This is a genomic window from Chroococcidiopsis sp. CCALA 051, from assembly GCF_003015105.1.
Lineage (GTDB): Bacteria > Cyanobacteriota > Cyanobacteriia > Cyanobacteriales > Chroococcidiopsidaceae > Chroococcidiopsis > Chroococcidiopsis thermalis.
The window spans coordinates 1-23,762 of record NZ_PYCI01000042.1 but is presented as its reverse complement, the minus strand read 5'-3'; the positions used below and the strand labels follow the sequence as shown (position 1 = coordinate 23,762).

22 protein-coding genes are annotated in these 23,762 nt (G+C 45.5%); 7 read left to right on the top strand and 15 right to left on the bottom strand.

Annotated elements, in window-relative coordinates; all coding sequences use genetic code 11:
• Positions 1 to 36: 36 nt before the first annotated feature.
• Both C7Y66_RS12555 and C7Y66_RS12550 read right to left on the bottom strand, forming a co-directional pair.
• Positions 37 to 1,131 (bottom strand): DJ-1/PfpI/YhbO family deglycase/protease, encoded by a 1,095-nt coding sequence (locus tag C7Y66_RS12555; RefSeq protein WP_106545829.1) that lies wholly within the window; start codon positions 1,129 to 1,131, stop codon positions 37 to 39.
• A 53-nt stretch (positions 1,132 to 1,184) separates the two neighbouring features.
• A complete protein-coding gene (locus tag C7Y66_RS12550; protein ID WP_106545828.1) occupies positions 1,185 to 1,589 on the bottom strand; it encodes a DUF2267 domain-containing protein in 405 nt (134 codons plus the stop codon).
• Between the two features lie 227 nt (positions 1,590 to 1,816).
• Between C7Y66_RS12550 and C7Y66_RS12545 the strand changes: the two genes are divergently transcribed.
• On the top strand, positions 1,817 to 2,191 hold the full coding sequence (locus C7Y66_RS12545; RefSeq protein ID WP_106545827.1) for a DUF6335 family protein: 375 nt from the start codon (positions 1,817 to 1,819) through the stop codon (positions 2,189 to 2,191).
• Between the two features lie 137 nt (positions 2,192 to 2,328).
• Here C7Y66_RS12545 and C7Y66_RS12540 read toward each other — a convergent pair whose 3' ends face one another.
• From C7Y66_RS12540 to C7Y66_RS12510, 7 genes are all read right to left on the bottom strand, one after another.
• A complete protein-coding gene (locus tag C7Y66_RS12540; RefSeq protein WP_015153859.1) occupies positions 2,329 to 2,928 on the bottom strand; it encodes a sulfite oxidase-like oxidoreductase in 600 nt (199 codons plus the stop codon).
• Between the two features lie 134 nt (positions 2,929 to 3,062).
• Complete coding sequence (gene rpmF, locus C7Y66_RS12535; protein WP_015153860.1) at positions 3,063 to 3,242, bottom strand: 50S ribosomal protein L32; 180 nt, start codon at positions 3,240 to 3,242, stop codon at positions 3,063 to 3,065.
• 149 nt (positions 3,243 to 3,391) lie between these two features.
• On the bottom strand, positions 3,392 to 4,360 hold the full coding sequence (locus C7Y66_RS12530) for a hypothetical protein (RefSeq protein WP_106545826.1): 969 nt from the start codon (positions 4,358 to 4,360) through the stop codon (positions 3,392 to 3,394).
• 222 nt (positions 4,361 to 4,582) lie between these two features.
• On the bottom strand, positions 4,583 to 4,966 hold the full coding sequence (locus tag C7Y66_RS12525) for a Mo-dependent nitrogenase C-terminal domain-containing protein (RefSeq protein WP_106167527.1): 384 nt from the start codon (positions 4,964 to 4,966) through the stop codon (positions 4,583 to 4,585).
• Positions 4,967 to 5,793: 827 nt separating this feature from the next.
• On the bottom strand, positions 5,794 to 7,563 hold the full coding sequence (locus tag C7Y66_RS12520; RefSeq protein WP_106545825.1) for a ribonuclease J: 1,770 nt from the start codon (positions 7,561 to 7,563) through the stop codon (positions 5,794 to 5,796).
• Positions 7,564 to 7,750: 187 nt separating this feature from the next.
• Positions 7,751 to 8,635 carry a 4-hydroxy-tetrahydrodipicolinate synthase gene (gene dapA / locus C7Y66_RS12515; protein ID WP_106545824.1) on the bottom strand — a complete coding sequence of 295 codons (885 nt, stop codon included), beginning with the start codon at positions 8,633 to 8,635 and terminating at the stop codon, positions 7,751 to 7,753.
• Positions 8,636 to 8,723: 88 nt separating this feature from the next.
• Complete coding sequence (locus tag C7Y66_RS12510; protein ID WP_106545823.1) at positions 8,724 to 9,764, bottom strand: aspartate-semialdehyde dehydrogenase; 1,041 nt, start codon at positions 9,762 to 9,764, stop codon at positions 8,724 to 8,726.
• A 645-nt stretch (positions 9,765 to 10,409) separates the two neighbouring features.
• Between C7Y66_RS12510 and tig the strand changes: the two genes are divergently transcribed.
• The 4 genes from tig to C7Y66_RS12490 all read left to right on the top strand — a co-directional run bounded on the left by tig (position 10,410) and on the right by C7Y66_RS12490 (position 15,146).
• A complete protein-coding gene (gene tig, locus C7Y66_RS12505) occupies positions 10,410 to 11,840 on the top strand; it encodes a trigger factor (protein ID WP_015153866.1) in 1,431 nt (476 codons plus the stop codon).
• Between the two features lie 262 nt (positions 11,841 to 12,102).
• Positions 12,103 to 12,801, top strand: a complete 699-nt coding sequence (gene clpP / locus C7Y66_RS12500) for an ATP-dependent Clp endopeptidase proteolytic subunit ClpP (RefSeq protein ID WP_041462410.1) — start codon at positions 12,103 to 12,105, stop codon at positions 12,799 to 12,801.
• Between the two features lie 10 nt (positions 12,802 to 12,811).
• Complete coding sequence (clpX, locus tag C7Y66_RS12495; RefSeq protein ID WP_015153868.1) at positions 12,812 to 14,152, top strand: ATP-dependent protease ATP-binding subunit ClpX; 1,341 nt, start codon at positions 12,812 to 12,814, stop codon at positions 14,150 to 14,152.
• An 85-nt stretch (positions 14,153 to 14,237) separates the two neighbouring features.
• A complete protein-coding gene (locus C7Y66_RS12490; protein ID WP_106545822.1) occupies positions 14,238 to 15,146 on the top strand; it encodes an alpha/beta fold hydrolase in 909 nt (302 codons plus the stop codon).
• A gap of 51 nt (positions 15,147 to 15,197) precedes the next feature.
• Here C7Y66_RS12490 and C7Y66_RS12485 read toward each other — a convergent pair whose 3' ends face one another.
• Both C7Y66_RS12485 and C7Y66_RS12480 read right to left on the bottom strand, forming a co-directional pair.
• Positions 15,198 to 15,866, bottom strand: coding sequence for a nitroreductase family protein (locus C7Y66_RS12485; protein ID WP_106545821.1), 669 nt, complete (start codon positions 15,864 to 15,866; stop codon positions 15,198 to 15,200).
• Positions 15,867 to 15,981: 115 nt separating this feature from the next.
• Positions 15,982 to 16,965, bottom strand: a complete 984-nt coding sequence (locus tag C7Y66_RS12480) for a GntR family transcriptional regulator (protein ID WP_106545820.1) — start codon at positions 16,963 to 16,965, stop codon at positions 15,982 to 15,984.
• A 133-nt stretch (positions 16,966 to 17,098) separates the two neighbouring features.
• Between C7Y66_RS12480 and C7Y66_RS12475 the strand changes: the two genes are divergently transcribed.
• Positions 17,099 to 17,839, top strand: coding sequence for a dienelactone hydrolase family protein (locus C7Y66_RS12475; RefSeq protein WP_106545819.1), 741 nt, complete (start codon positions 17,099 to 17,101; stop codon positions 17,837 to 17,839).
• Positions 17,840 to 17,956: 117 nt separating this feature from the next.
• On the top strand, positions 17,957 to 18,859 hold the full coding sequence (locus tag C7Y66_RS12470; protein ID WP_106545818.1) for a S1 RNA-binding domain-containing protein: 903 nt from the start codon (positions 17,957 to 17,959) through the stop codon (positions 18,857 to 18,859).
• Between the two features lie 44 nt (positions 18,860 to 18,903).
• Here C7Y66_RS12470 and C7Y66_RS12465 read toward each other — a convergent pair whose 3' ends face one another.
• From C7Y66_RS12465 to C7Y66_RS12450, 4 genes are all read right to left on the bottom strand, one after another.
• On the bottom strand, positions 18,904 to 20,007 hold the full coding sequence (locus C7Y66_RS12465) for an ABC transporter ATP-binding protein (RefSeq protein ID WP_106545817.1): 1,104 nt from the start codon (positions 20,005 to 20,007) through the stop codon (positions 18,904 to 18,906).
• Between the two features lie 71 nt (positions 20,008 to 20,078).
• Entirely contained in the window at positions 20,079 to 20,945 is an 867-nt protein-coding gene (locus tag C7Y66_RS12460; RefSeq protein WP_015153875.1) for a carbohydrate ABC transporter permease, read from the bottom strand.
• Between the two features lie 2 nt (positions 20,946 to 20,947).
• Entirely contained in the window at positions 20,948 to 21,874 is a 927-nt protein-coding gene (locus C7Y66_RS12455; RefSeq protein ID WP_106545816.1) for a carbohydrate ABC transporter permease, read from the bottom strand.
• A 98-nt stretch (positions 21,875 to 21,972) separates the two neighbouring features.
• Positions 21,973 to 23,289 (bottom strand): ABC transporter substrate-binding protein, encoded by a 1,317-nt coding sequence (locus tag C7Y66_RS12450; protein ID WP_233222652.1) that lies wholly within the window; start codon positions 23,287 to 23,289, stop codon positions 21,973 to 21,975.
• Positions 23,290 to 23,762 lie beyond the last annotated feature (473 nt).

Below are 23,762 nucleotides of genomic sequence, written 5' to 3'. Positions count from 1 at the left end.
TAGCCCCCCTTTTTAAGGGGGGTTGGGGGGATCTTCCTACATAGTTACCGCCGCCCCAGTCGTCGGCTTCCCAGGCTGTGTCGTTCCTACACGCAAGCGATAGAGTTCTGCCATATGGCGTTCGTACAGGGCTCCATCTTGCTCGATCTGCTTAAATAAGGCTGTTGATACGGGATCTGTAAATTGAACAAACAGATTGTGCGCATCTACCACACCTGTCTGAATATCTCCCAAAGCCCGTCGCATTAAATCGCGATCGTCGCTACCTTGTAAAGCAGTTTTCACTTTGGCATACTTATCAGCCACATTTGCCGTCAGTGATGGTTTCTCGCCTAAAGCTGACAGTCGTGCTTCTAGCCGCTCGATGTGTTGCTGCTTATTAGCAACAATCTCTAGCAACAATGCCTTAAATTGAGGGTCAGATGCTTTCTCTATATACTGCCCAAACGCCTCTTGAGCGTACTTTTCACCAGCTAAAGCAGTATTTAGCCCTTTGACAATTTCTCCTTTAGTAGAACCACCCCAAGCATCAGCTAGTTTCCACCATTCGGCATTGACATCTCGCACATCTGGTAAAGCAACTTCTTTGCCACCGTAACCTAGACGGCTGAGGATAGCTGTGGTGAAGATTGCCAAGTCTCCGGGCTGACGGGAAGTGATTAAATTACCATCAATTACCAGTGGCTCATCAACATAATTTGCACCCGCATTGATCATGTCCTTGCGCACGGCAATAAATCCTGTAGCTTGCTTGCCTTTCAGCAAATCGCCCTCAATTAAAACTTGTGGTCCATGACAGACAGCAGCAACTAATTTTCCTTGTTGCATTGCTTCTTGGACAAAGCGCACGGTGTTGGGGTTGACACGCATTTTGTCGGGAGCCATCCCACCCGGAATAACCACGGCATCAAAGTCTGATGCCATTGCTTCAGTTGTCGTGCCGTCTGCCGATTGCGAAACTTTACCTTGCTTACCTTTATATGTTTCGTTGGTTCGAGAACCGAGAACTACAGTTTCAATTCCCGCCATTTTCAAGGCTTGATAAGGAATTTTGAATTCCGCATCTTCCACACCATTCTCAATCAGAATGGCGACTCTTTTTTTACCGAGATTACCGTTAGCTTGTGTCATAATATTCCTCCTACTTTGTAGGTTTTATTGAGAATTGAAAATAGCGATCGCTACTAAGCAGCAGATGCTCCTAGATTCGAGCCTGTGGCAAATAAGTCGATATAATCCTCAGAAAAATTCGCTTTGAAATCGGTAAATTCTCCAGGTGTCACTGCATTCTGCAACACTGCAAATACAGCCCGAACGTGGTTAGCTGCGACAGTTGGCTCTACTTGTTCTTTGGCACTGACGCGCTTTATAAACTCTTCCATTGAGAAAGGCTGACCGTCTTCACCCTCTCTTCCACGCAAATATTCGCCTAATTGTTGCGGTAATTGCGAAGCTAAATCTTTGGCTTCATTACCGACAATCCTTTCTCTAATAGTTTCTAAAGTTGCTTGTGTCGCCCGTTGTGCATCTTCACGGGAATCCATCTGTGCTACTGTCTGAACGTGTTTGATGAACTCGTCGTACTTCACTCTGTATGTCCTTAAACTCAGCGATACTTCTTTGCTCCAGTACCAAGCCTATGCAGCCGTACCCCAAATCCTCTTCCTCCAAAGGGTATGGATTATGTTCTTTTCTGGGGATATAACTCTGGGAATAGGTGCAATTTGATATAAAACGCTATCTTGGAGTGGAGCTATCAGTGACTAGCGAATAGTTGCCAACAACCATTAACCAACAACTGAATGACTCTGAACTTATGGGCGATCGCAACGATAAAAATATTCAAGACTTATCCGAAGAAATTACTGAATCTTTTGGTACTGGCGTTCACGATGACCCAAGGACGAACACTGGTAGAGAAGCAGGAGAATACACTAATACTAGTCCAGAATTGACTGGCGGAGATGTCGATGCATCGTGGCAAACAGCAGCAGAAGAAGGAGATGAGGCTGTAGGTGGTACTGTTGCTACTCCCGACCAAGATGTAACTGAAGAGATTGAAGCAGCTGTTGGTCTGGAAATGGACGATCGCAGTTTTTTACGCACTCAAGATATTCTAGAAGACCGCGACGATCGCCGTTGGGAATTAGATCCCAAATCTTCTGATGACTACCAAGAACGGCACGATTGAAGTAACATTCGCTTCAATTGCTACTTCAGCAAATGCTTTGTCAGCAAGGCGCTTGTTGCCACGCTCATGCAAAGAATTAGGGTGGGCAATGCCCACCAGAATATACAAGTTTTTTTCTAGCTGGTTAGCATTGAAACCTAGAACCCGCCGCTGTAGCGCTCCTCTGCCCAAGGTTCGCCTCGACGATGATAGCCGTTCCGTTCCCAGAAGCCTAATTCATCTTGTTCTAAAAACTCTAGACCATTGATCCACTTGGCGCTTTTCCAAGCATAAAGGTGAGGTACGACTAACCGCATCGGTCCACCATGTTCGGCAGGAAGAGGTTCGTCAAATACAGTGTGGGCAAAAAAGTTTTCTTCCCGCAGAAAGTCTTCTAAAGGAATATTTGTCGTGTAGCCGCCATAGCAATGTTCCATCACATAAGCAGCTTTAGGATCGATTTCAATCAGTTGCATGAAGTCTGTCACCTTCACGCCAGTCCATTTGACATCCAATTTAGACCAGCGAGTGACGCAATGAAAATCCGCAGTAAAATCATGCTGCGGTAGCGCCATAAAATCTTCCCAAGTCAGAGTCTTCGGTTGTGCCAGACCCCAAACCTTAAATTGCCATTGTTCTCGATTAACCCGAGGAGTATCGCCATAGGTTAGTACGGGAAACCCCTTGGTTAAGTATTGACCAGGAGGGACGCGATCGCTTTGTTCTGCTCCTGGTTTCTGAAAAAATTTTCCTACCATGCGGTGTAGACGTATAGGTTATTGTTGCATTCAAAGGTTAAAAACCTTTACTTAGATCTTTAGCGCAACTCACCGATCTCTAACAACACTTCTAGGCAGATCCACGAGCGATAGATGCCTAAGCGCACCACAACCTATGATTCCGTATCTTCTTCCTCTTCTTCAGGATTGGGATAGACAAACTTAGAGCGTCCGCTGAGAATAGACTTACCTAACGACAGGGCTTTTTGTGCTTCTATTGCAGCTTTTCCTCTCCAAGTAGCTCGGCGCTTATCTCTTTTAGACTTAGATGTTTTCTTCTTTGGAACAGCCATGACGACACAGACTTAATTTTTCACAACCTTTCCATTGTAAGCCAAATATTTATTGAGTGGTAATGGGTAATGGGTAGTTGGTAGTTGGTAGTTGCTCCCTCTACCTCTCTGCTCCCTGCTCTCTGCTCTCTGCTCCCTGATAGCTGACCTCAAGGTTGTGTCGTCGGCGTAGTGGTTCCAAAAGGTGAAGTCGTGGGAGTAGAACTCGTTCCTGGTACGGGTGAGGTTGATGGGGTCAGGGGTTGACTGGGTGTGATTCCCGAAGGAATAGCAGGTGCTGCTGGAGTCAAACCCGTGTCAGAAGATGAAGCAGGAGTTGTTGTAGACGGACTGGTTGATGTATCTGGTGATGAATCGGGAAATGCAGTTGGTTGGTTTGTCGGCGTGTTTGATGAATTGGGGGTTATGGAATTGGGAGTTGTGTCTGGCAACGACTGAGGGACTAAGCCCGTACCTGGTTGTGTTTGACCGTCAGGTGTATTAGTTGAGTTTGTCGTACCTGGCTGACTAAAAGGAGTGGTGTTAGTAGGCTGTTCCGATGTAGATGGAATCAAGCGTCCTGGCTGGGAGAACGTTCCTTGTCCGCTACCTCTTGTGTTGCTAGAATTCGAGTTGGTTGGCGTTCTCGATGAGGAGGGAGTTGGATTCGGAAACGATCTTCGAGGTGCGCTATCGGCATCGTTTGTTGCTACATCACGCTCGTCAAATCGAAGTAGCGATCGCGCTTGGTCGAAATATTTAATTCCTTGCCGGGGATCGGGGTCAATTCCTTCAGTGCGATTTGCTGTCAGCGAGAGTATAGGTGCAATTTGCCCACGATCGCGGATAACTACCGTAACGGTGATATCTGTAGCTTGTCGATTGGTTGCTAAATTCTGTGTTGCTGCTGTTCTAGCCGCTGTTATAGCCCGACTGCGTAATGCTTCGTAGGTTTCGTCGGGGCGACGGTCGAGTGTCACGTCAGCATTGACTGTTTGGGTGCGGGCAATTTGTGGTACTTGATGCTCTATTACCAGCCAGAAACTGCTTGCTAGCCCCAGGGAACTGAATGAAACAACAGCAATTTTAGTCGCTTTGGCTGCTAGATCCAACCATTGGTGAAAGAAGTATCTCCCCATAGTCGCTTAACACTTATAATTTGGTAATTATATTGAGCGCCGATAGCCGCGATCTCCTTCTTTTTAGGTTGTTGCAGCTCAGCCTCAGTATAACTCCATGTCAAGCGATCGTCACATCAGTCGTAGTGCGTGAATTTCATGGCGACTTGCGAAAGAGCGATTTATGACTTGATAGTTGCTCCCTGCTCGCTTTCTTCACTGATAACTGTTAACTGATAACTGTTAACAGTAAGGGGTTACGTCTTCACCACATTCGTCGGCTAGGTAGCATAAGGCGCGGAAACGCAAGCCTACAACTTCTTCATATAGCGGGTTGAGCTTGCACATTGGTGGAATGTGGAACAGCTTGCGACCGAATAGAACGACATCCCGTTCAAACGGACACTGGGAAGGAATAAGTTGACATAAACGATGTGCTAACTGAGGATTGCGAACTTCGACGCTATCCAGCCAGCGGCGCAGAGGTAACAACAAGTCTAATTTGCGCTGTTTGGGTTGCTGTAACGGACTAGCTGCAATGGGTATTTCTGGAGACTGTTGAGTTTGGTCGATCCAGATCCAACTGGCTAGGGCAATATCTTGGGATGTATATGGGGAAGCATTCATGATTCACTCCTCGTACTGTATGAAGCAACTTGAGCTTGCTATAGAACACATACAATGTCTCAACGATCTTTACCGGAATAATGTTTCCTAAATCAATTAAAAATTTTTGAAGGATTTTCTCTCAATTCAGGAACCTATTTATCACTACCCCACGTTAACTAACGATTTGGCAGAACTGGTAGGTTACTAGAGAGATTTTTCTGAAATTTGACCTATATAAAACTTTAGTGAAGTTTAGCGAATTTGACTGGAAGTGCATGTAGAACAAACATTCAAGCGATGCACGAATCACATCTACATCAATTTCGTATTCAAAAATACAAATTTATTCTTTGTAGTTTCAAACACAATTTTTGTTCTACCTCTCTAATAGGAATCGCTTTGATTCTGCCTAAAATTCCTGCGTGATGTATGAGCAACAATACGGAAATTTTTAAAATAATAAAGAAATAATTAAAAGCAGCTTCCGTATATTTACCGATGTTTGACGATTTGTCAAGCTAATTTCGTTAGATTTTCTTTATAGTTGATGGAGAGTTGATAGTTGATAGTTGATGGTTGTTAGTCACTCTATAAGTGATGTGACATGTCATAGCAATTCTCGATTGTGTGGATGACATTGGTAGGGGCGCACAACTGTGCGCCCCTACCAGACGTATATTGCATCCAATTGAAAAGCGCTATCAGACTTCTACACCAATCGCTGACAACATAAAATCCCCCGTAATCGCCTTTTGAAGGCGCATCGGAGGGATTTTACGTATTGAGCCATTTAGATAGAAACCCTATCTGTCACTGACAACCGGTTACTGGTTGCTGGTCGCTATTCACGAGGCGACTGGTGCAGCAGCAGTGCGTCGCCGTCTTCTACCGTCAGCTGCCTTGACAGGTTCTTCAGGGATAGGCATGAGTAGAGTGACAGTGGGTTGACATTGTAACTCGCGCCGAATTGCCCGTTGTAAGTCTTTTTCTAGCTGTACCTGCAATCCCGTCCAATCAATATCAACTTCTTGTCCGTCAAAGGAGCGACCGAAATCCGTCCAGCGATCGCTTAATATTTGCTCGATCTGTTCTTGTACCCACTTTTGCAGCAAATCGCGGTTAATCGTGGTGACTACGCCTCGCAAGTGAATATCCGGCTTGGTCATTAGCTTCCCATTCCAATCGATCGCGACGGCAATAGTAACAATGCCATCTGCTGCCATTTGCTGGCGTTCTTGCAAGACTTTACCGCTGACAATACCAGAACCAGAGGTATCTACCAGTTCGATCCCCGCTGGCACTTTCCCGACTACCTTAATTTCCTCTGTTGATAGTCCTACTACGTCACCATTTTGGATGATGACCATATTCTCAGCCGGAATCCCCATGCTTTGTGCTGTTTGAGAGTGCTTCACTAGCATCCGATGTTCGCCATGCACGGGTAAGAAAAACTTGGGACGAGTTAAGGCAATCATCAGTTTTTGGTCTTCTTGGCAACCATGTCCAGAAACGTGAATGCCCTGTTCCCGACCGTAGATGACTTTAGCACCTTGCATCATCAAGCGATCGATCGTGTTGACTACGGCGATCGTATTACCTGGGATCGGGTTAGCGGAAAATACGACTGTATCTCCCTCGCGGATTTTGAGATGGGGATGTGCGCCGCGAGAAATTCTTGTCATGGCTGACATCGGTTCGCCTTGAGAACCAGTAGTTAGAATCAAAACATTTTCGTCAGGAAGTTGGCGAATGGCGTGTAGCGGCTGCAACAAGTTATCTGGACATTTGATGTAGCCTAGATTTCGAGCATGAGCAATTACGTTTAACATCGATCGCCCGACGACTGAGACGACACGATTGTGTTTTTGCGCCAATTCCAGAATCATGTTGATCCGGTGTACGGAGGAAGCAAAGGTGGTGACGAGGACTCTGCCCTTAGCTTGCATAAAAATACGGTCTAAGTTGGGATAGACCGATCGTTCTGAAGGCGTATGTCCTGGGACTTCGGAATTAGTGGAGTCGCTAATTAAGCACAATACACCTTTTTCTCCATGTTCTGCCAGCCGTTGGATGTCGTAATGTTCGCCATCAACTGGAGTATGGTCGAATTTAAAATCCCCCGTGTGGATAATTACGCCGAGGGGGGTGTGAATGGCGACGGTGAAGCTATCAGCGATTGAGTGGGTGTTGCGGATAAATTCAACAATAAAAGAGGAACCAATACGGACGAGTTCGCGGGGACGTACCGATCTTAACTCCGTGCGATCGCGGACTCCTGCTTCTTCTAGTTTCCCCTCTAGCATTGCCATCGCCAAGCGGGGACCGTAAATAACCGGAATATCAAATTGCTTTAAATGAAAGGCGATGCCACCAATATGATCTTCATGACCGTGGGTGACGATCATGCCCTTAATCTTATGCCGATTTTCGCGTAAGTACGTAACATCTGGTAGAACGATGTTTACGCCATGCATTTCATCTGTAGGAAATGCCAACCCTGCATCGAGGAGAAAAATTTCATCGTTGTATTCAAAAACGCAAGTGTTTTTGCCAATTTCGTGCAAACCGCCAAGGGGAATAATTTTGACGGCGGCTGTCGTTCCGTTGTTACTCATTTGTATCCTTAATTTACAGTTGTTTTTTTAGATTCACGTTTGTTGTTTGAGTTAGATAAAACAAAGTCAGGTGGTTTTGCGATAGATAAGAGTTGTCAATAGGGGCAATTATTTTCAATCCGAGCGATCGCGATAACGACTTGGAAGTATCTTGCACGAATTATTCAGTTGTCTGAAAGCTCTATACCTATATCAGGTTTAACTCTGCTAGTACTAGCTTGAGTTTCTGTGCTAATCCATTTTGGTCGTCTTCTAACGGTAGACGAGTTGAACCTACATCCCAGCCTTGAAGTCTGAGGGCTGCTTTTACGGGAATGGGATTTGTTGACAGGAACAGACTTTTGAATAGAGGGAGTAGTTGGAGGTGAATTTGAGTTGCCGTTTGAACTTGTCCTGCGGCAAAGGCTTGAATCATTTGTTGTAGCTGCTTGCCAACTAAATGACTTGCCACGCTAATGACACCATATCCACCGATCGCCAATAAAGGTAATGTGAGGGAATCGTCACCAGAGTAGATTTTAAATTCTGGCGGTGTCATGCGACTAATTTCACTAGCTTGGTCGAGGCTACCCGTCGCTTCTTTAATTCCGACAATGTTATCTATTGCTGACAACCGAGCCACTGTTTGCGGCAAGAGATTTTGACCCGTGCGACCGGGAATATTATATAACACCATTGGCAGATCGGGACATGCTTGTGCGATCGCCTGAAAATGGCTAAATAACCCTGCTTGTGGAGGCTTATTATAGTAGGGGACTACTTGTAAAGAACCATGTACTCCTATTTTAGCTGCTTTTTGGGTAGCCGCGATCGCTTCTTGAGTAGAATTAGAACCCGTTCCCGCAATGACTAGCGCCTTACCTGCAACAGCTTTAATTACGACTTGGAATAGCTGGTACTCCTCGTCCCAACTCAAAGTGGGAGACTCTCCTGTCGTACCACAAACCACCAAAGTGTCACTTCCTTGTGTCACCAAATGCGCTGCTAGTTGCTCCGCAACTGCATAATTTACGCTACCGTCTGCTTGAAATGGCGTGACCATTGCGGTCACCACTCTGCCAAAATCTACCACGCTTGACTCCTAATTTTTAGCTGTCGGCATTCTTTGCCAAAGCGCTCAGCTGTAAGAACTGTAAAAAATCTGCTTGCACTCAACCTGCCTACACTGCTGCTACTTCGGAGGGCTGAAGTAAGTTTTTGGCTACCAATAATTCGGCAATTTGCACGGCATTCAATGCCGCACCTTTACGGATTTGGTCGCCACACAGCCATAGTTCTAAGCCTCGGGGATGGGAAATGTCTTGGCGAATGCGACCTACGAGTACTTCATCGCGACCGGAGGCATCAATGGGCATGGGAAAATAGTTAGCAGCGAAGTCTTCGACTACACGCACGCCAGGAGCTTGTGACAAAATTTCCTTTGCTTCGGCGACGCTTAAAGACTGCTCGAATTCTAGATTAATCGCTTCTGAATGCGCTCTGAGTACGGGAACCCGCACGCAGGTTGCCGTAATTTGCAACTGAGGTTCGGCAAAAATCTTGCGGGTTTCGTTCACCATTTTCATTTCTTCCTCACAGTACCCTTGGTCATTGAGCGGAGTGTTGTGAGGGAAGAGATTAAACGCCAGAGGGTAAGGAAAGACCTCAGTTATGGGGGTGTTGCCTGCTAAAATCGCTTGAGCTTGAGCTTTAACTTCTTCCATTGCCCTAGCACCAGCACCGCTAGCTGATTGATAGGTCGCGGCAACAATCCGTTTTACTGGACTGACTTGATGGAGGGGATAAACAGCAACGTTCATCAAAATAGTGGTGCAGTTGGGATTGGCAATAATCCCTTTATGGGTAGCTGCTGCTTGGGGATTTACTTCTGGAACGACGAGGGGAACGTCTGGGTGCATCCGAAAGGCGCTGGAGTTGTCGATAAAAACAGCCCCTGCTGCTACGGCTTTGGTAGCGTATGCCTTAGAAGTGGAACCACCAGCTGAAGCTAGGACAATATCTATGTTGTCGAAGGAGCGATCGCTTACTGGCTCTACCGGAATATTTTCTCCTGCAAATGTCACGATCGTACCAGCACTACGAGGCGATGCGAGTAGCCGCAATTGGGCGACAGGAAAGTGGCGTTCTTCTAGTAAACTTAGTAATTCTGTCCCAACAGCTCCCGTTGCCCCCAAGATGGCAACTGAATAGGATTTGCTCAAAATTTCTGCCTCCTAATATTGCAATAAACTGAAACGAGTTTTTTTAAAAGTTTGGGGTTATACTTTAAAGTTTTAAAAAATTCAAATTCGCCTTGGCGATCGCGACCCATTAGCGTTTGGATTCAATGATGATGAACTGAATAATTGTGTTGTTAGAACGAAAAAGATAAAAAGTCTATCTATAGATTTAAGGATTCACTATTCTGCCTCTTGTCTGCCGTTTTCTATCTCCCTACTTAAGTAATTTTAACAATTCAGTTAACCTTCGGCTTTCGCCGATCGCTGGCGACTTGGGGCGGATGGTCGCAAAAAGTTCCAATGATTTTAACAATTATCATCACATATAAGCTGGCATATTATCAGAAAATTGAGGAGAATGCATTCAGTTCATAACAGGTGTTCCAGCAGTATAGTCTATAGATGACTAGTTACGTCTAGCAACTAGACCTCAAAGCAGTTATTTGTCCGAGCAAGTCGAGAGCCAAGCAAACAGAAAAGCTAAAACGCTTTAGAAGTCGTCCTCCCTCAAGGCAAGCAATGTCGGTCACAGCCGCTAATTTATGGCATTAGGCGATCGGAGTAGGACTAGTGCTAGTGTGGTACTTCAGCAGGTAAAAAACAATCAGTTACATATCCTCTATCAAAATGAAAGTCACCCAGGAAAAGCTTCCCGCCAGTCAAATTGGTCTGGAAATAGAAATTCCCGCCGACAAGTCTCAACAGAGTTACGAGCAGGTAATTCAAAACTTCACCCGCGCCGCCAACATTCCTGGGTTCCGTAAAGGTAAAGTGCCGCGCCAAATCTTATTGCAACGGCTAGGGACAACGCGGATCAAGGCAGCAGCGTTAGAAGAGTTAATTCAAAGTGGCATTACGGAAGCCATTAAGCAAGCAGAAATAGAAGCGATCGGTCAACCTCAGTTGCGTTCCTCTTTTGAGGATTTAATTGGTGCGTTCGAGCCAGGAAAACCCTTGACATTCTCCGCTGCGGTGGATGTACTGCCGGAAATTGAGCTGAAGCAGTACAGCGGCTTACAAGTTAAGGCAGAAGAAGTCAAGTATGACCCAGAAAAGGTAGAAAAAGTTTTAGAAGAAAATCGTCAGGAACGAGCTACCTTAATTCCTGTAGAAGGGCGGGCGGCGCAAATGGGAGATGTAGTCATTATAGACTTCAAGGGCTATCTCGTACCGGAGGCAGAAGGCGAAGAACCACAGGAGATCGAAGGAGCCTCAGCCACGGATTTTGAAACAGAGCTATCACCAGGAAGATTTATTGAAGGCTTTGTAGATGGCATTGTCGGTATGAGTCCAGGGGAAACAAAGGAAATATCGGCGCAGTTTCCCGAAGGATATCCTCAGCAAGAAATAGCAGGCAAGCCAGCAAAGTTTACGGTAACCGTGAAAGAGTTAAAAGAGAAAGAGTTGCCGGAGCTGAATGACGATTTTGCTCAAGAAATTAGTGAATTTGAGACTTTAGCAGAACTGCGCTCGACGCTAGAAACTCGGTTTCGCGAAGAAGCAGAAAAGAAAACTAAGACAAATAAGCAACAGGCATTGTTGGACGATCTGATCGAGCATCTAGAAGCCGATTTACCGGAGACGATGATCGAGCAAGAAGTCGATTCGGTGTTGACGCAAACGGCGATGCAGCTCCAAAGACAAGGAATTGATGTCAAGAAACTGTTTACTAAAGATACAGTGCCGCAGCTAAGACAGCGATCGCGTCCAGAAGCGATCGATCGATTGAAGCGATCGCTAGCTCTACAGGAAGTCGCGAAAAAAGAATCGATTGAAGTCGAGCCAGCTGCCGTGGAAGCACGGGTCAAAGAGCTAATGGCTGAATACTCCGGTCAAGATATCGATCGAGACAGGCTCAAAGAAGTCGTCCAAGAAGAACTGCTAACAGACAAGATTTTTGTTTGGCTAGAAGAACATTCCGCGATCGAACTCGTACCAGAAGGCTCTTTACAGGACGATGAAGAGGATGAAATTGATGATGCGGAAATTATAGAAGAATCGACCCAGCCAGAAGCGTCAGAAGCGACTATAACAGTAGAAGCAACTGAAGCTGAGTGATTGGGGAGTCGGGAGTCGGGAAGCGGGTGGAGGCGGAGGTATCCTCCGCATCGGAGCCGCGTAGTCGGGAGTGGAATGTAAGAAAATTTTGACTTTTGACTTTTGATTTTTAACTTTTCCCTTACCCCTTACCCCTTACTCCTAACCCCTAGTTCATGAGGCATAATAGTCAACAGATAGCAAAGCCACTGGTGAAAAGTGCGATCGCCTTCAGCGCCAGTTAAATCCACTGCATCTGGCTCTACTTCTGGAACAATTATCTATGCTTGTATCTCAGTCCTCATACTATCCACTCATTAGCAGCCACAAACATCTAGAGCTAAACTCTATGATGGCTCCTAGCAACATCGTGCCAATGGTAGTGGAGCAATCAGGCATGGGAGAACGTGCCTTTGATATTTACTCTAGATTGCTCAGAGAGCGGATTGTTTTTTTGGGCACTCCAGTCGATGATGCTGTTGCTGATTCGATCGTGGCTCAGTTGTTATTCTTAGAAGCTGAAGACCCAGAAAAAGATATCCATCTTTACATTAATTCTCCAGGCGGCTCTGTTACGGCTGGTATGGCGATTTATGACACAATGCAGCAGATTCGCTCTGATGTTGCTACTATTTGTTTTGGATTAGCAGCTAGTATGGGAGCGTTTTTGCTCGCAGCCGGAGCAGCCGGAAAACGGATGTCTCTACCCAGCGCGCGAATCATGATCCATCAACCCCTCGGTGGCGCTCAAGGACAAGCAGTTGACATTGAGATCCAAGCCAAAGAGATCCTCTACCACAAGCGGCGATTAAATGAAATCCTCGCCTACCACACAGGTAAACCCTTGGAGAGAATCGAAGCCGATACGGAACGCGACTTTTTCATGTCGGCAGCAGAGGCAAAAGATTACGGGTTGATCGACCAAACGATCTCTAAGCAAAATCTCCCCAAAGCGGGCGAAGCAGTCACATCAGTGAAGTAAGAGGCTTCTTATGTCTAAGTACGACTCCCATTTAAAGTGTTCATTTTGCGGCAAATCGCAAGAGCAGGTACGGAAATTGATTGCCGGACCGGGAGTCTACATCTGCGATGAATGTGTAGATTTGTGCAATGAAATTCTGGATGAGGAGTTATTAGACTCAACTGCTGCTGCACCCCAACAGCCTCGTCCAGAACCACCACCAAAGCGGCGCAGTCGAACTGGGGGGATCTCGCTCAACCAAATTCCCAAACCCCGCGAGATTAAAGCACATCTCGACGAACACGTTATCGGTCAAGATGAGGCGAAAAAAGTTTTATCGGTAGCAGTTTACAACCACTACAAACGCCTGAGCTTAGTGCAGTCGAAAAATAGTAGCGGCAAAGCTGGTGCAGAAGATATCGTAGAGTTACAAAAATCTAATATTTTGTTAATTGGTCCGACTGGTTGCGGCAAAACTCTACTGGCGCAAACTTTAGCGCAGATTCTTGACGTACCCTTTGCGGTTGCCGATGCCACAACGCTTACAGAGGCGGGTTACGTTGGCGAGGATGTAGAAAACATCTTACTCAGATTATTGCAAGTTGCTGATTTAGATGTAGAGGAAGCCCAAAGAGGCATTATCTACATCGACGAGATCGATAAAATTGCCCGCAAGAGTGAGAACCCCTCAATTACCAGGGACGTTTCGGGAGAGGGCGTACAACAAGCGCTGCTAAAAATGCTGGAAGGCACGGTGGCAAACGTTCCACCCCAAGGGGGGAGAAAACATCCTTACCAGGACTGCATCCAAATCGATACTAGCAACATTCTATTTATCTGCGGTGGGGCTTTTGTCGGGTTAGAAAAAGTTGTAGAGCAGAGAATTGGCAAAAAGTCAATAGGTTTCATTCAGCCAGGAGAAGGGCTATCGCGAGAAAAGCGGACGGCAGATATTCTCGTCCACTTAGAGCCAGACGATCTGGTAAAATTTGGCATGATTCCCGAATTTATCGGGCGCGTGCCAATGGTAGCTGTGGTCGAACCATTGGATGAAGAAGCGTTAGTGGCAATTCTGACTCAGCCTAAGAGCGCGTTAGTCAAGCAGTATCAAAAACTGCTGAAGATGGATAACGTCCAACTAGAGTTCAAACCTGAAGCCCTGCGGGCGATCGCTCAAGAAGCCTATCGTCGCAAGACTGGGGCGCGGGCGCTGCGAGGAATTGTAGAAGAACTCATGTTGGAGTTGATGTACGAGTTGCCATCGCGCAAAGATCTAACTCGTTGTGCGGTGACGCGGGAAATGGTAGAGAAACGCTCTACCGCCGAACTGCTGCTGCATCCGTCTTCCTTGCCCAAACCGGAATCGGCTTGATGGTCGTTGGTCAACCGTCATTTGTCATTTGCCTCAAGTTGCTAACAAATGACAAATGACAAATGACAAAGGACAAAAATTATAGATGCCTTATATTTCAGTTCGTGGCGTTGAGCATTACTACGAGTGGATTCGGACACCGGAAGCCAAACAAGATAAGCCTGTAATGGTATTTCTGCATGGCTGGGCTGGTTCAGCTCGTTATTGGCGCAGTACGGCACAAGCACTTTCAGAACAGTTCGATTGCTTGTTATATGACATGCGGGGATTTGGGCGATCGCGCGGGAAACCTGCCCTATCTGCTGCTAACGTTGATGTAGCTGAGGCAGAGTCACCGCAAGCACAAGCTGAGGCGATCGCTGAGTTAAGCTACGAGCTAGAAGAGTACGCCGAAGATCTTGCAGGATTGCTGGATCGGCTGAAATTACCTCGGGTATACCTTAACGCTCATTCGATGGGAGCGTCGGTAGCAACATTTTTTCTCAATCGCTATCCAGCACGGGTAGAAAAAGCGATTCTTACTTGTAGCGGCATCTTTGAGTATGACGAGAAGGCTTTTGCTGCCTTTCATAAATTTGGCGGTTACGTTGTCAAGTTTCGTCCCCAGTGGTTGAAGAAAATACCATTTGTCGATCGCATGTTTATGGCGCGGTTTCTGCATCGTTCGATTCCTGCTACCGAACGCCAAGCTTTTCTAGAAGATTTTTTGGTAGCGGATTACGAAGCAGCTTTGGGAACGATTTTTACTTCCGTCAGCAAGACAGCAGCAGAAGTGATGCCCCAGGAGTTTACCCGTCTGAAAGTGCCGACGTTATTAATTTCTGGGGAGTATGACAAGATTATTCCAGCGGCGATGGGGAAACAGGCAGCTGCATTGAGCGATCGCGTGGAGTTTGTGACGATCCCCAATACGGCTCACTTTCCCATGCTGGAAGATCCTCAGAGTTACCTTCAGCAAGTACGGGAATTTTTGGCGCTTCCTGTGTCTGTGTAAAACAGGCAGAAGGCAGGACGGGTAGGGGCGCACAGCTGTGCGCCCCTACCTTTATCCTAAAAAAGGATCGCCGTAAGTTTCGCTGAAGCAAACGCGATCGCTTTTGAAACGCCCGCCGTATTGTTTGAAGGGTTCGGCGGCGTAGCCGAGGGCGACTAAACAGCAAACATCGACATGGGGTGGAATATGAAAGGCTTCCTTGACTTGTGCTGTAGAAAAGCCTTCCATCGGGCAACTATCAACACCAAAGCTTTTAGCAACTAACATTAGATGGGCGACAGCTAGCATGGTGTGGGGGTTTGTCCACGCTTCCATCGACTCGAAACTAGGATGGTTTTCAAAGAAAGGTGGAATTTGCGATCGCATGTAATTTGCGTAGTCATCGTTCATCGCCCCCACTTCAGAACCCAAGGCGATGACGGCTTCAATATTTTCCATTTCCGCACTGGCGCGATCGCCACAGCAAATTAGTACGACTGGGGCTTCCCCTACTTGACGCTGATTGAAGGCACAAGCTTTCAGTTTGTCGCGATTTTGTTGTTCTCGCACGACGATAAATCGCCAAGGCTGGAGATTAAAGCCAGAGGGAGCGCGTAATCCTATCTGAAAAATTGCTTCTAGAATTGCTTCGGGAATTGGATTGGAACGAAACGCTCTAGCTGCACGGCGCTGCTCGATAGCTTCTTTCAAACCAGTGGAAGGATGAATGTCTACAGTCATTTTATTTACTAAATGCTGAGTATTAATCTAATATTTTAAGTATAAATGATTTAAGTTTAAACAGTTATTGCCGCTCGGGGATAGCAACTAACAACCATCAACCATCAACCATTTCTTAATCAATCCCTAACTCGCGTTTGAGAGAATCAATTGAGTCAGTGGCAATATAATTTTCGCAACAAACAAGTTGGGGTGGGCGAATAATGTTTTCTCTCGCAGCTTGAACGGCGGCTCTAACAGCAGCATAACTGGCGCGATCGCTAATAATTAAGTGGGCGCTTTTGACAATGCCATTAAGCTTATAGCTATCTCCTGGCTGAGCTGTCCGTACTAACAATTCGCTCCCTCGCAGGCTATAAATAATCACTTCCGCACCTCTTAACAAACCAGAGCTGAGGCTGACAATCCCCACACAATTACCTTTAGGTAATTTTTTCAAAGTTTGAATTTCTTGACTGTAATCGTAGACATCTACAGGGATGACGCGCACTCCTTTAGGTGAGGCGATCGCTTCTGCAACACCAATAAAATAGCGGCTCGTCACCACCGTACCAGAAGGTGTTTGTTCTAGAATTGCTGCTAATTCCTCAATCGGAACTAGCTGAACACTTACACCTAATGCTTTTTGCAATTCATCCACCATCAGCTTACCCACGCCGATATCATCACTTGGAACCGTCACCAAGACTTGAGCGCTACTGCGCAATCGCCAATCAATTTCAGCGATAAATACTTCCCGTGCTTCGTTGAGCGAACAGCCTAACTTGAGTAATTCCTCTAAACTGCGTCGGACAATCTTTTCTGCTGCGGGATACTTTTCTATCACGGGGGAAGACGAGCGGGGGCTGCTATTATGAGCTTGAGCGCGGACGTAGATGCCCGAACCTGCCAAACTTTCGACTAAACCATCTTCCTCCAGCTGACGATAAACTTTACTAATAGTGTTGCGATGCAAACCAGTCTGGATTGCTAATGCTCTCGTACTGGGTAAACGCTGTCCAGGTGGAAACTGCCTAGAGGCGATCGCATAAAGAATTTGATTGTAAAGTTGAGTAGAAGCAGGAATATCGCTATCTGGCTGAATGTGAAATTGAACCATTTTTTTTAGTTATTGGTTATTGGTTGTTGGTAATGGGTAATGGGTAATGGGTAATTGGTAGTTGGTAAGTGATGAATTCTCTCTGGTCACTGATAACTGATAACTGATAACTGACAACTGAATCTATACCATCATGACAGATAAAGAAATTCAGACAAATCACGTCAAAATTTCAACTGGAGATTTGGATATTGATGCTTATCTAGCAGCACCAACAGTAGATGGGACGTATCCTGGGATTGTGGTGTTGCAGGAAGTATTTGGGGTCAACTCTCACATACGGGATGTGACGGAGAGAATCGCTAAACTGGGATACGTGGCGATCGCTCCCGCGTTATTTCAACGCCTCGCACCAGGTTTTGAGACTGGTTATACTCCAGAAGAATTGGAGGTGGGGAGAAAATATGCTTGGGAGCAAACCAAAGCGTCAGAACTGTTGAGCGATATTCAAGCCGCGATCGCCTACTTGAAAGCTTTACCCCAAGTTAAACCAGATGCGATCGGTTGCATCGGCTTTTGTTTTGGGGGTCACGTCGCATATCTAGCTGCCACTTTACCAGATATTAAAGCGACTGCGGCTTTTTATGGTGCTGGCATTCCTACCCGTACTCCTGATGGTGGTTCTCCTACCCTAACTCGCACCTCCGAGATTTCCGGCACAATTTATGCTTTTTTTGGCTTGGAGGATGGGAGTATTCCTACCGAGCATATAAACCAAATTGAAGCCGAGCTGACGAAATACCACATATCTCATAAAATCTTTCGCTATCATGGAGCAGGTCACGGCTTCTTCTGCGATCGCCGCGCAAGCTATAATCCAGAAGCCAGCATTGATGCCTGGGAGCAAGTGAAACAACTGTTTGAAACTTTGTGAGGAGTCAGAAGTCAGGAGTTAGGAGTCAGAAGAATACAAATCTTAATTACTCCCTTGTCTCCCTTGTCCCCCTTGTCTCCCTTGTCCTCCCACTCTCGACTCCCTTTTTGTATTCCTATGAAATCTGATTCGACCCCATCTGTATCTAGCTCATCGTTCTCGATGGAGGATTTTGCTAAAGCACTGGAACAACATGACTATCAGTTCCAGAAAGGGCAAACAGTACGCGGTAAAGTTTTTCAATACGACAGCAACGGCGCTTATGTCGATATTGGTGGTAAATCCGCTGCTTTCCTCCCAGCAGATCAAGCTTCCCTACAACAGGTTACGGATTTGTCTACCGTACTACCTTTGCAAGAGGAACTAGAGTTTCTGATTATCCGCGACCAAGATGCAGATGGACAGGTCACTTTATCGCGTCGTCAGTTAGAAATTCAGCACATTTGGGAGCGCATCGAGCAGATGCAAGAGAATCGCCAGACAGTGCAGGTACGAGTGACAGGAGCAAATAAGGGTGGCGTGACAGTTGACGTGCTGGGTTTGAGGGGATTTATTCCGCGATCGCATTTAGTTGAAAAAGAAAACATGGAATTGCTCAAGGGTCAAACCTTGACAGCTAGTTTTCTGGAAGTCGATTACGACAATAAAAAACTCGTCCTTTCCAATCGCTTAGCGACTCGCGCCAGTAGCTTCAGCCAATTGGAAATTGGTCAACTTGCTACGGGTAAAGTTTCCAGCATTCAACCTTTTGGCGTGTTTGTCGATCTTAATGGAGTCAGCGGTTTACTCCATATCAAACAGGTAAGCCAAAATTATACCGCCTCTTTACCCGCCTTGTTTAAAATTGGGCAGGAAATTAAAGCGGTGATTATCGATTTGGATGAAGGTAGAGGCAGAATTTCCCTTTCCACAAAAGTCTTAGAAAACTATCCAGGGGAAATCCAAGAGAAGATGGACGAAGTGATGACAAATGCTGAAGCAAGGGCAAATAAGGCGAGGAAATTAGTCAGCGAAGAATGACATAAATGTAGAGAGGTTACATGTAACCTCTCTACATTTACAAATTATGAATAAACTCCTGCCATCTGCCGCCCAATTAAAGCATCTCCAGATTGAACATCAAACCAGTGCAGGTGTTGAGGTGGTAGGGTAAGAGCAATTTCTTCCTCTTCGTTCCAGCGACGGTCTGTGGGTAGCAACGCCCGCACAATCTGCGTTGGGGCGCTGTGACTTTCGACCCGCGTATTGACCAAATAGTTCATTCCCAAGTTTTCTACTACATTGACTCGTCCTCGGACAAAGCTAGTATCGCCAGGTCGAGCAATGCCAACGTTTTCAGGACGGATACCCAAAATAATTTCTGGTGGTACGGTGGGCAAGTCAGGTAGGGGAATTTGGAAATCTCCCAGCATTGCCGATCTACCTTTACAGGGTAGGGTAAGCAAATTCATTTGGGGACTGCCAACAAATCCTGCTACAAATCGATTTGCCGGATGATTGTAAATGCGATCGGGCGAGTCGAGTTGCTGTAAGTACCCATCATTGAGCAAAGCTACCTTAGAAGAAAGCGTCATTGCTTCAGTTTGGTCGTGGGTGACGTAGACTACAGGGGCTTTTTGGGCTGCAAATATGCGCTTGAGATCGGCGCGGACTCGTTCCCGCAATAACGCATCGAGGTTACTTAGGGGTTCGTCTAACAAGAATACCTGAGCTTGACGTACCAGCGCCCGACCGACAGCTACCCGTTGTCTTTGTCCGCCAGATAGCTGTCCTGGTTTGCGGTTCATTAACTCATCCAGTCCCAATAGTCTGCTAACTTCCGCTACCCGTTGTTCGATGTCGGCGCGAGAAACTTTTTTCAGCTTCAGTCCAGAAGCGAGGTTTTCGCTTACCGTCATGTGCGGGTAGAGAGCATAGCTTTGAAACACCATCGCCATATTGCGATCGCCTGGTCGTTTGGAGGTGATATCTTCCCCACCCAAAAAGATGCGTCCGCGAGTTGGGGCATCTAACCCTGCAATCATCCGCAACACTGTAGACTTACCACAGCCACTAGGACCGAGTAACGTCAAAAATTCTCCATCATCCACAGTCAAACTCACATCTTTAACTGGGACAACTTTAGGAGCATAAGTTTTATTTAAATTTCTAAGTTCGAGTTTAGCCATTTTTTAAAGTGAATAATGAGTAGTGGCGAGTGTTTAATTTTGACTTTTGACTTTTGACTTTTGACTTTTAATCATCCCTTAACAGCGCCAGCAGTCAGACCTTGAACGATCTTGCGCTGGAAGAAGAGTACGAGGAGAATTAAAGGTAGAGTGCCTAAAATGGTTGCAGCAGCGATGGGTCCGTAAGGAATTTCAAATACCGAAGCCCCACTCAATTGAGCGGTTGCTACGGGTATGGTTTTCATGGATTCTCGCGAAATAAATGTTAGAGCAAAAATGAACTCATTCCAAGCAGCAATAAAAGTCAGAATTCCTGTCGTCACTAAAGCGGGAAGAGTCATGGGTAATAGAATCTTCCATAGTAATTGAAATGTGTTGTATCCATCTACTCGCGCTGAATCTTCCAAATCTTTAGGTAGTTGTTGGAAAAAACTGCGCATTACCAAAATTGTTAGGGGTAAATTAATCGCCGTGTATGGAATTATTAGCGCTAAAAAGTTGTTGGCTAAATTGGTTACTTGAACGATTTCCAACAGTCCTAGAAATAGTAATACCGTGGGAAATAAGGTAACGATTAGGACGATCGCGAGAATAACTTCCTTACCCACTAATCGCAACCGTGCCAAAACATAAGCTGCTGGTGCGCCAAAAGCTAGACACAGTAGGGTAGAGGTAATAGAAACAAAGGCACTATTTAAAATGTAAAGTCCAAATGGACGACGGGTAAATAGAGATGCGTAATGCTCGAAGGTGAAGCGAGTGGGAAAGTAAACTGTAGGAACGGCTGAGATGTCTTCGTTAACTTTTACGGAAGTTAATACCTGCCACAGCACGGGGGCGAGAAAGAATATGACAACTAAAGCTACTGCAATTGGTAGCCAAATGGCTCGCCAATTTATCCCGGCTTTGGCTTGCGATCGCGATTGTGCAATTGCCATAATTAACGTACTCCTGCGGCATTAGCCCGCGCTCTGGTTAAGAGTAAGGATGCGATCGCTACAGCAATGACTAAAATCAAAAATGTCACGACAATCAACGCCGAACCGTAGCCGAAATCTAAATAACGCATCACTGTACTGTAGATATAAATTGAAACCGTTTCTGTTGCCCCACCAGGACCACCGCCAGTCATAACTTGAATTAAGTCGAAGATAGCGAAAGCTTGAGCAAAACGGAACAACAAAGAAACAATTATTTGCGGCATTAACAAGGGGACAGTAATCTTCCAAAAACTCTGCCACGGAGTCGCACCATCTAAAGAATGCGCTTCGTACAAGTCGCCAGGAATCGACTGCAACCCAGCCAGCAACAGTAAAGCAATAAATGGTGTTGTCTTCCACACGTCGGCTAAAATGACCGCAATCATTGCCAGCGTCGGATTTCCCAGCCAACTAATCCCTGTTTCAATTAATCCCAGGCGGCGTAATATATCGTTAACTACACCATACTGGTCGTTAAAAATCCACGCCCACGCAACCCCCATAACTGCTGTTGGCAAAGCCCAAGGAATTAAGGTAATTGTCCGCACAATTCCCCGTCCTTTAAAGGCTTGGTTAAGTACCAAAGCGACACCAATACCTAAAATTAATTCTGACAACACAGAAGCGGTTGTAAAAACGGTGGTATTCCACAAGCTTTGCCAAAATCGCCCGTCGCTAACCATCCGCCCGTAATTACTCAAACCAGAAAACACTAGTTCTAACTCAGTTCCCAAGTTTTGAGTAAAGACGCTCAGCCAAAACGCTCGTAAAATTGGATAGGCATACACTACCAACATGACAATTAATGCTGGTAAGAGTAAGATCCATCCAGTTTTCTGTTCTCTTTTTTGTACGACATCGAGTTTCATAGTTTTGTCATTGGTCATTGGTCATTTGTCATACCCTTCGGGAAGGGCTTCGCCCTACGTCATTTGTCATTAGTACTTATTATTTTTGACTTTTGACTTTTAACTTTTGACTTTTTCTAGGCTTGATTTCGACCTAATAAAGTGCGGGTTTCGTTAGCAGCCGCTTCCATTGCTTGTTCGGGACTCATACGGTTAGAAAGGGCAGCACTGAGGTAACGTTGCAAAATATCAGAAGCTTGCGCGTATTGGGGAATTGCCGGACGCAGAACTGCTTTTTCGGCAATTTCTAACAACTCTGGAAAGTAAGGATATTTTGCCACAACGTCTGGGTCGGTAAATAATTCCTTCCGGCTGGGTACGTATCCCGACCCTAAGATAAATCGCTTTTGCGCTTCCCGACTCATGAAGTATTGCAGGGCTTTCCAAGCCTCTTCTTTATGAGTCGAGTTACTCGAAATACCAAAACCCCAGCCTCCTAAACAAGCACCGCTTGTTTCTCCAGGGGCGTGAACCATTGGTTTAATAGCTACTCGATTTCTGAGTTGAGAACCTTCTTCATTTACTAAAGGTAAGACATAAGGCCAGTTTCTTAAAAAGGCAACTTGACCGCTTTGAAATAGGCGGCGAGTGTCTTCTTCTATGTATGTTGTTACCCCTGGTGGAGAAATACCTTTTTCAATCGTACTGCGGAGAAACTGGACTGCTTGAATTGCCTCTGGTTTGTCTAGCCCAACTTCCTGTGTATCTGAATTTACCCAGAATCCACCGTAACCTTCAAGAACTTCAACGAACATTGCTGACAGCCCTTCATATTGCCGTCCTTGCCAGACATAACCCCAATCGACTTTATCTTGTTTTTGTAAAGTTTGGGATGTTTGAATTAAATCTTGAAAGGTTTCTGGCGGTTTTAATCCTGCTGCTTTGAGCAAATCTTCGCGGTAATAAAATATACCAACGTCAGAGCGGATTGGGATACGATAAAATCCGTCTCTGTATCTCCCTGCTTCTATATCTTGGACTGTAAATGCTTTTAATTCCTCTGGACTTACCCGATTTTGCAAGTCTAACAACCACCCAGCCGCCGCAAATTTTGGTGTCCAAACAATATCTAAAAGTACTAAGTCGTAAGGAGATTCACCTAAGAGAAAAGCTGAAGAGTAAAGATCTTCAACTAAATTAGCCGCATTCGGTCCTTCAATGACGTTGATGCGAATTCCTGGATTTTCTTTCTCAAAGTCTTGAAACATTCCTGCTCGCAGATCTTTGACATCGGGTGCAAGAATTAAGGTATTCAAGACAACTGGTTGCTGTGCGATCGCTATCCATGCTGTCAGGATAATACTAAGGGACAGCACGAAGAGCAGCATCCATCGATACCACTTTTTCAGTTTTTGATGGAGAGTATGCAGTTTATTTTTTGACTGACGATCCATTGTGATGTTAAGAGTTCGATCGATGTGAATTGAAATGTTATTGAATTGAAAATTGATCGTTGGGTTAATTAAAATCGCGATCGCCGATCGCATCCGCTTTTAGACTGAGTATATTCAAGCACTCAATCTAGTAGAAATTTTGCTATTGGTGTTGAAGTAAATCAACAACTATGTTGTACTAAACCAACATGAAACGATTTTACCAGTTTATTCTTGCTTAGATTGAGTCTGACTTCAATCCCGTTCTAACTCGCAATTTTTTAGTTAAAATTACTTATGGTATTAGCGGTAATGATGCCGTAATTTATAAAATAATCTAATTATAATTAAGACTACACCTCTCCTAAGATATATGCAGGCGATCGCAATAAACTGTCTCAGGGCGTATGCTTCTTACTCGAATAAAGTGATAGTCTTCCCGCTGATGAGTATTTACTTTTCACTTCAACCCTATTTAGAGTTAAATTCTGTAA

Excerpts from the sequence above, each read along its gene's own strand:
- C7Y66_RS12555 (WP_106545829.1), bottom strand. The coding sequence starts at position 1,131 with ATGACACAAGCTAACGGTAATCTCGGTAAAAAAAGAGTCGCCATTCTG.
- C7Y66_RS12470 (WP_106545818.1), top strand. The coding sequence starts at position 17,957 with ATGAAATCTGATTCGACCCCATCTGTATCTAGCTCATCGTTCTCGATG.
- C7Y66_RS12520 (WP_106545825.1), bottom strand. The coding sequence starts at position 7,563 with ATGAGTAACAACGGAACGACAGCCGCCGTCAAAATTATTCCCCTTGGC.
- tig (WP_015153866.1), top strand. The coding sequence starts at position 10,410 with ATGAAAGTCACCCAGGAAAAGCTTCCCGCCAGTCAAATTGGTCTGGAA.
- C7Y66_RS12455 (WP_106545816.1), bottom strand. The coding sequence starts at position 21,874 with ATGACCAATGACAAAACTATGAAACTCGATGTCGTACAAAAAAGAGAA.
- C7Y66_RS12465 (WP_106545817.1), bottom strand. The coding sequence starts at position 20,007 with ATGGCTAAACTCGAACTTAGAAATTTAAATAAAACTTATGCTCCTAAA.
- clpP (WP_041462410.1), top strand. The coding sequence starts at position 12,103 with ATGCTTGTATCTCAGTCCTCATACTATCCACTCATTAGCAGCCACAAA.
- clpX (WP_015153868.1), top strand. The coding sequence starts at position 12,812 with ATGTCTAAGTACGACTCCCATTTAAAGTGTTCATTTTGCGGCAAATCG.
- C7Y66_RS12485 (WP_106545821.1), bottom strand. The coding sequence starts at position 15,866 with ATGACTGTAGACATTCATCCTTCCACTGGTTTGAAAGAAGCTATCGAG.
- C7Y66_RS12460 (WP_015153875.1), bottom strand. The coding sequence starts at position 20,945 with ATGGCAATTGCACAATCGCGATCGCAAGCCAAAGCCGGGATAAATTGG.
- C7Y66_RS12540 (WP_015153859.1), bottom strand. The coding sequence starts at position 2,928 with ATGGTAGGAAAATTTTTTCAGAAACCAGGAGCAGAACAAAGCGATCGC.
- C7Y66_RS12480 (WP_106545820.1), bottom strand. The coding sequence starts at position 16,965 with ATGGTTCAATTTCACATTCAGCCAGATAGCGATATTCCTGCTTCTACT.
- C7Y66_RS12525 (WP_106167527.1), bottom strand. The coding sequence starts at position 4,966 with ATGAATGCTTCCCCATATACATCCCAAGATATTGCCCTAGCCAGTTGG.
- C7Y66_RS12545 (WP_106545827.1), top strand. The coding sequence starts at position 1,817 with ATGGGCGATCGCAACGATAAAAATATTCAAGACTTATCCGAAGAAATT.
- C7Y66_RS12475 (WP_106545819.1), top strand. The coding sequence starts at position 17,099 with ATGACAGATAAAGAAATTCAGACAAATCACGTCAAAATTTCAACTGGA.
- C7Y66_RS12450 (WP_233222652.1), bottom strand. The coding sequence starts at position 23,289 with ATGGATCGTCAGTCAAAAAATAAACTGCATACTCTCCATCAAAAACTG.
- C7Y66_RS12490 (WP_106545822.1), top strand. The coding sequence starts at position 14,238 with ATGCCTTATATTTCAGTTCGTGGCGTTGAGCATTACTACGAGTGGATT.
- C7Y66_RS12530 (WP_106545826.1), bottom strand. The coding sequence starts at position 4,360 with ATGGGGAGATACTTCTTTCACCAATGGTTGGATCTAGCAGCCAAAGCG.
- rpmF (WP_015153860.1), bottom strand. The coding sequence starts at position 3,242 with ATGGCTGTTCCAAAGAAGAAAACATCTAAGTCTAAAAGAGATAAGCGC.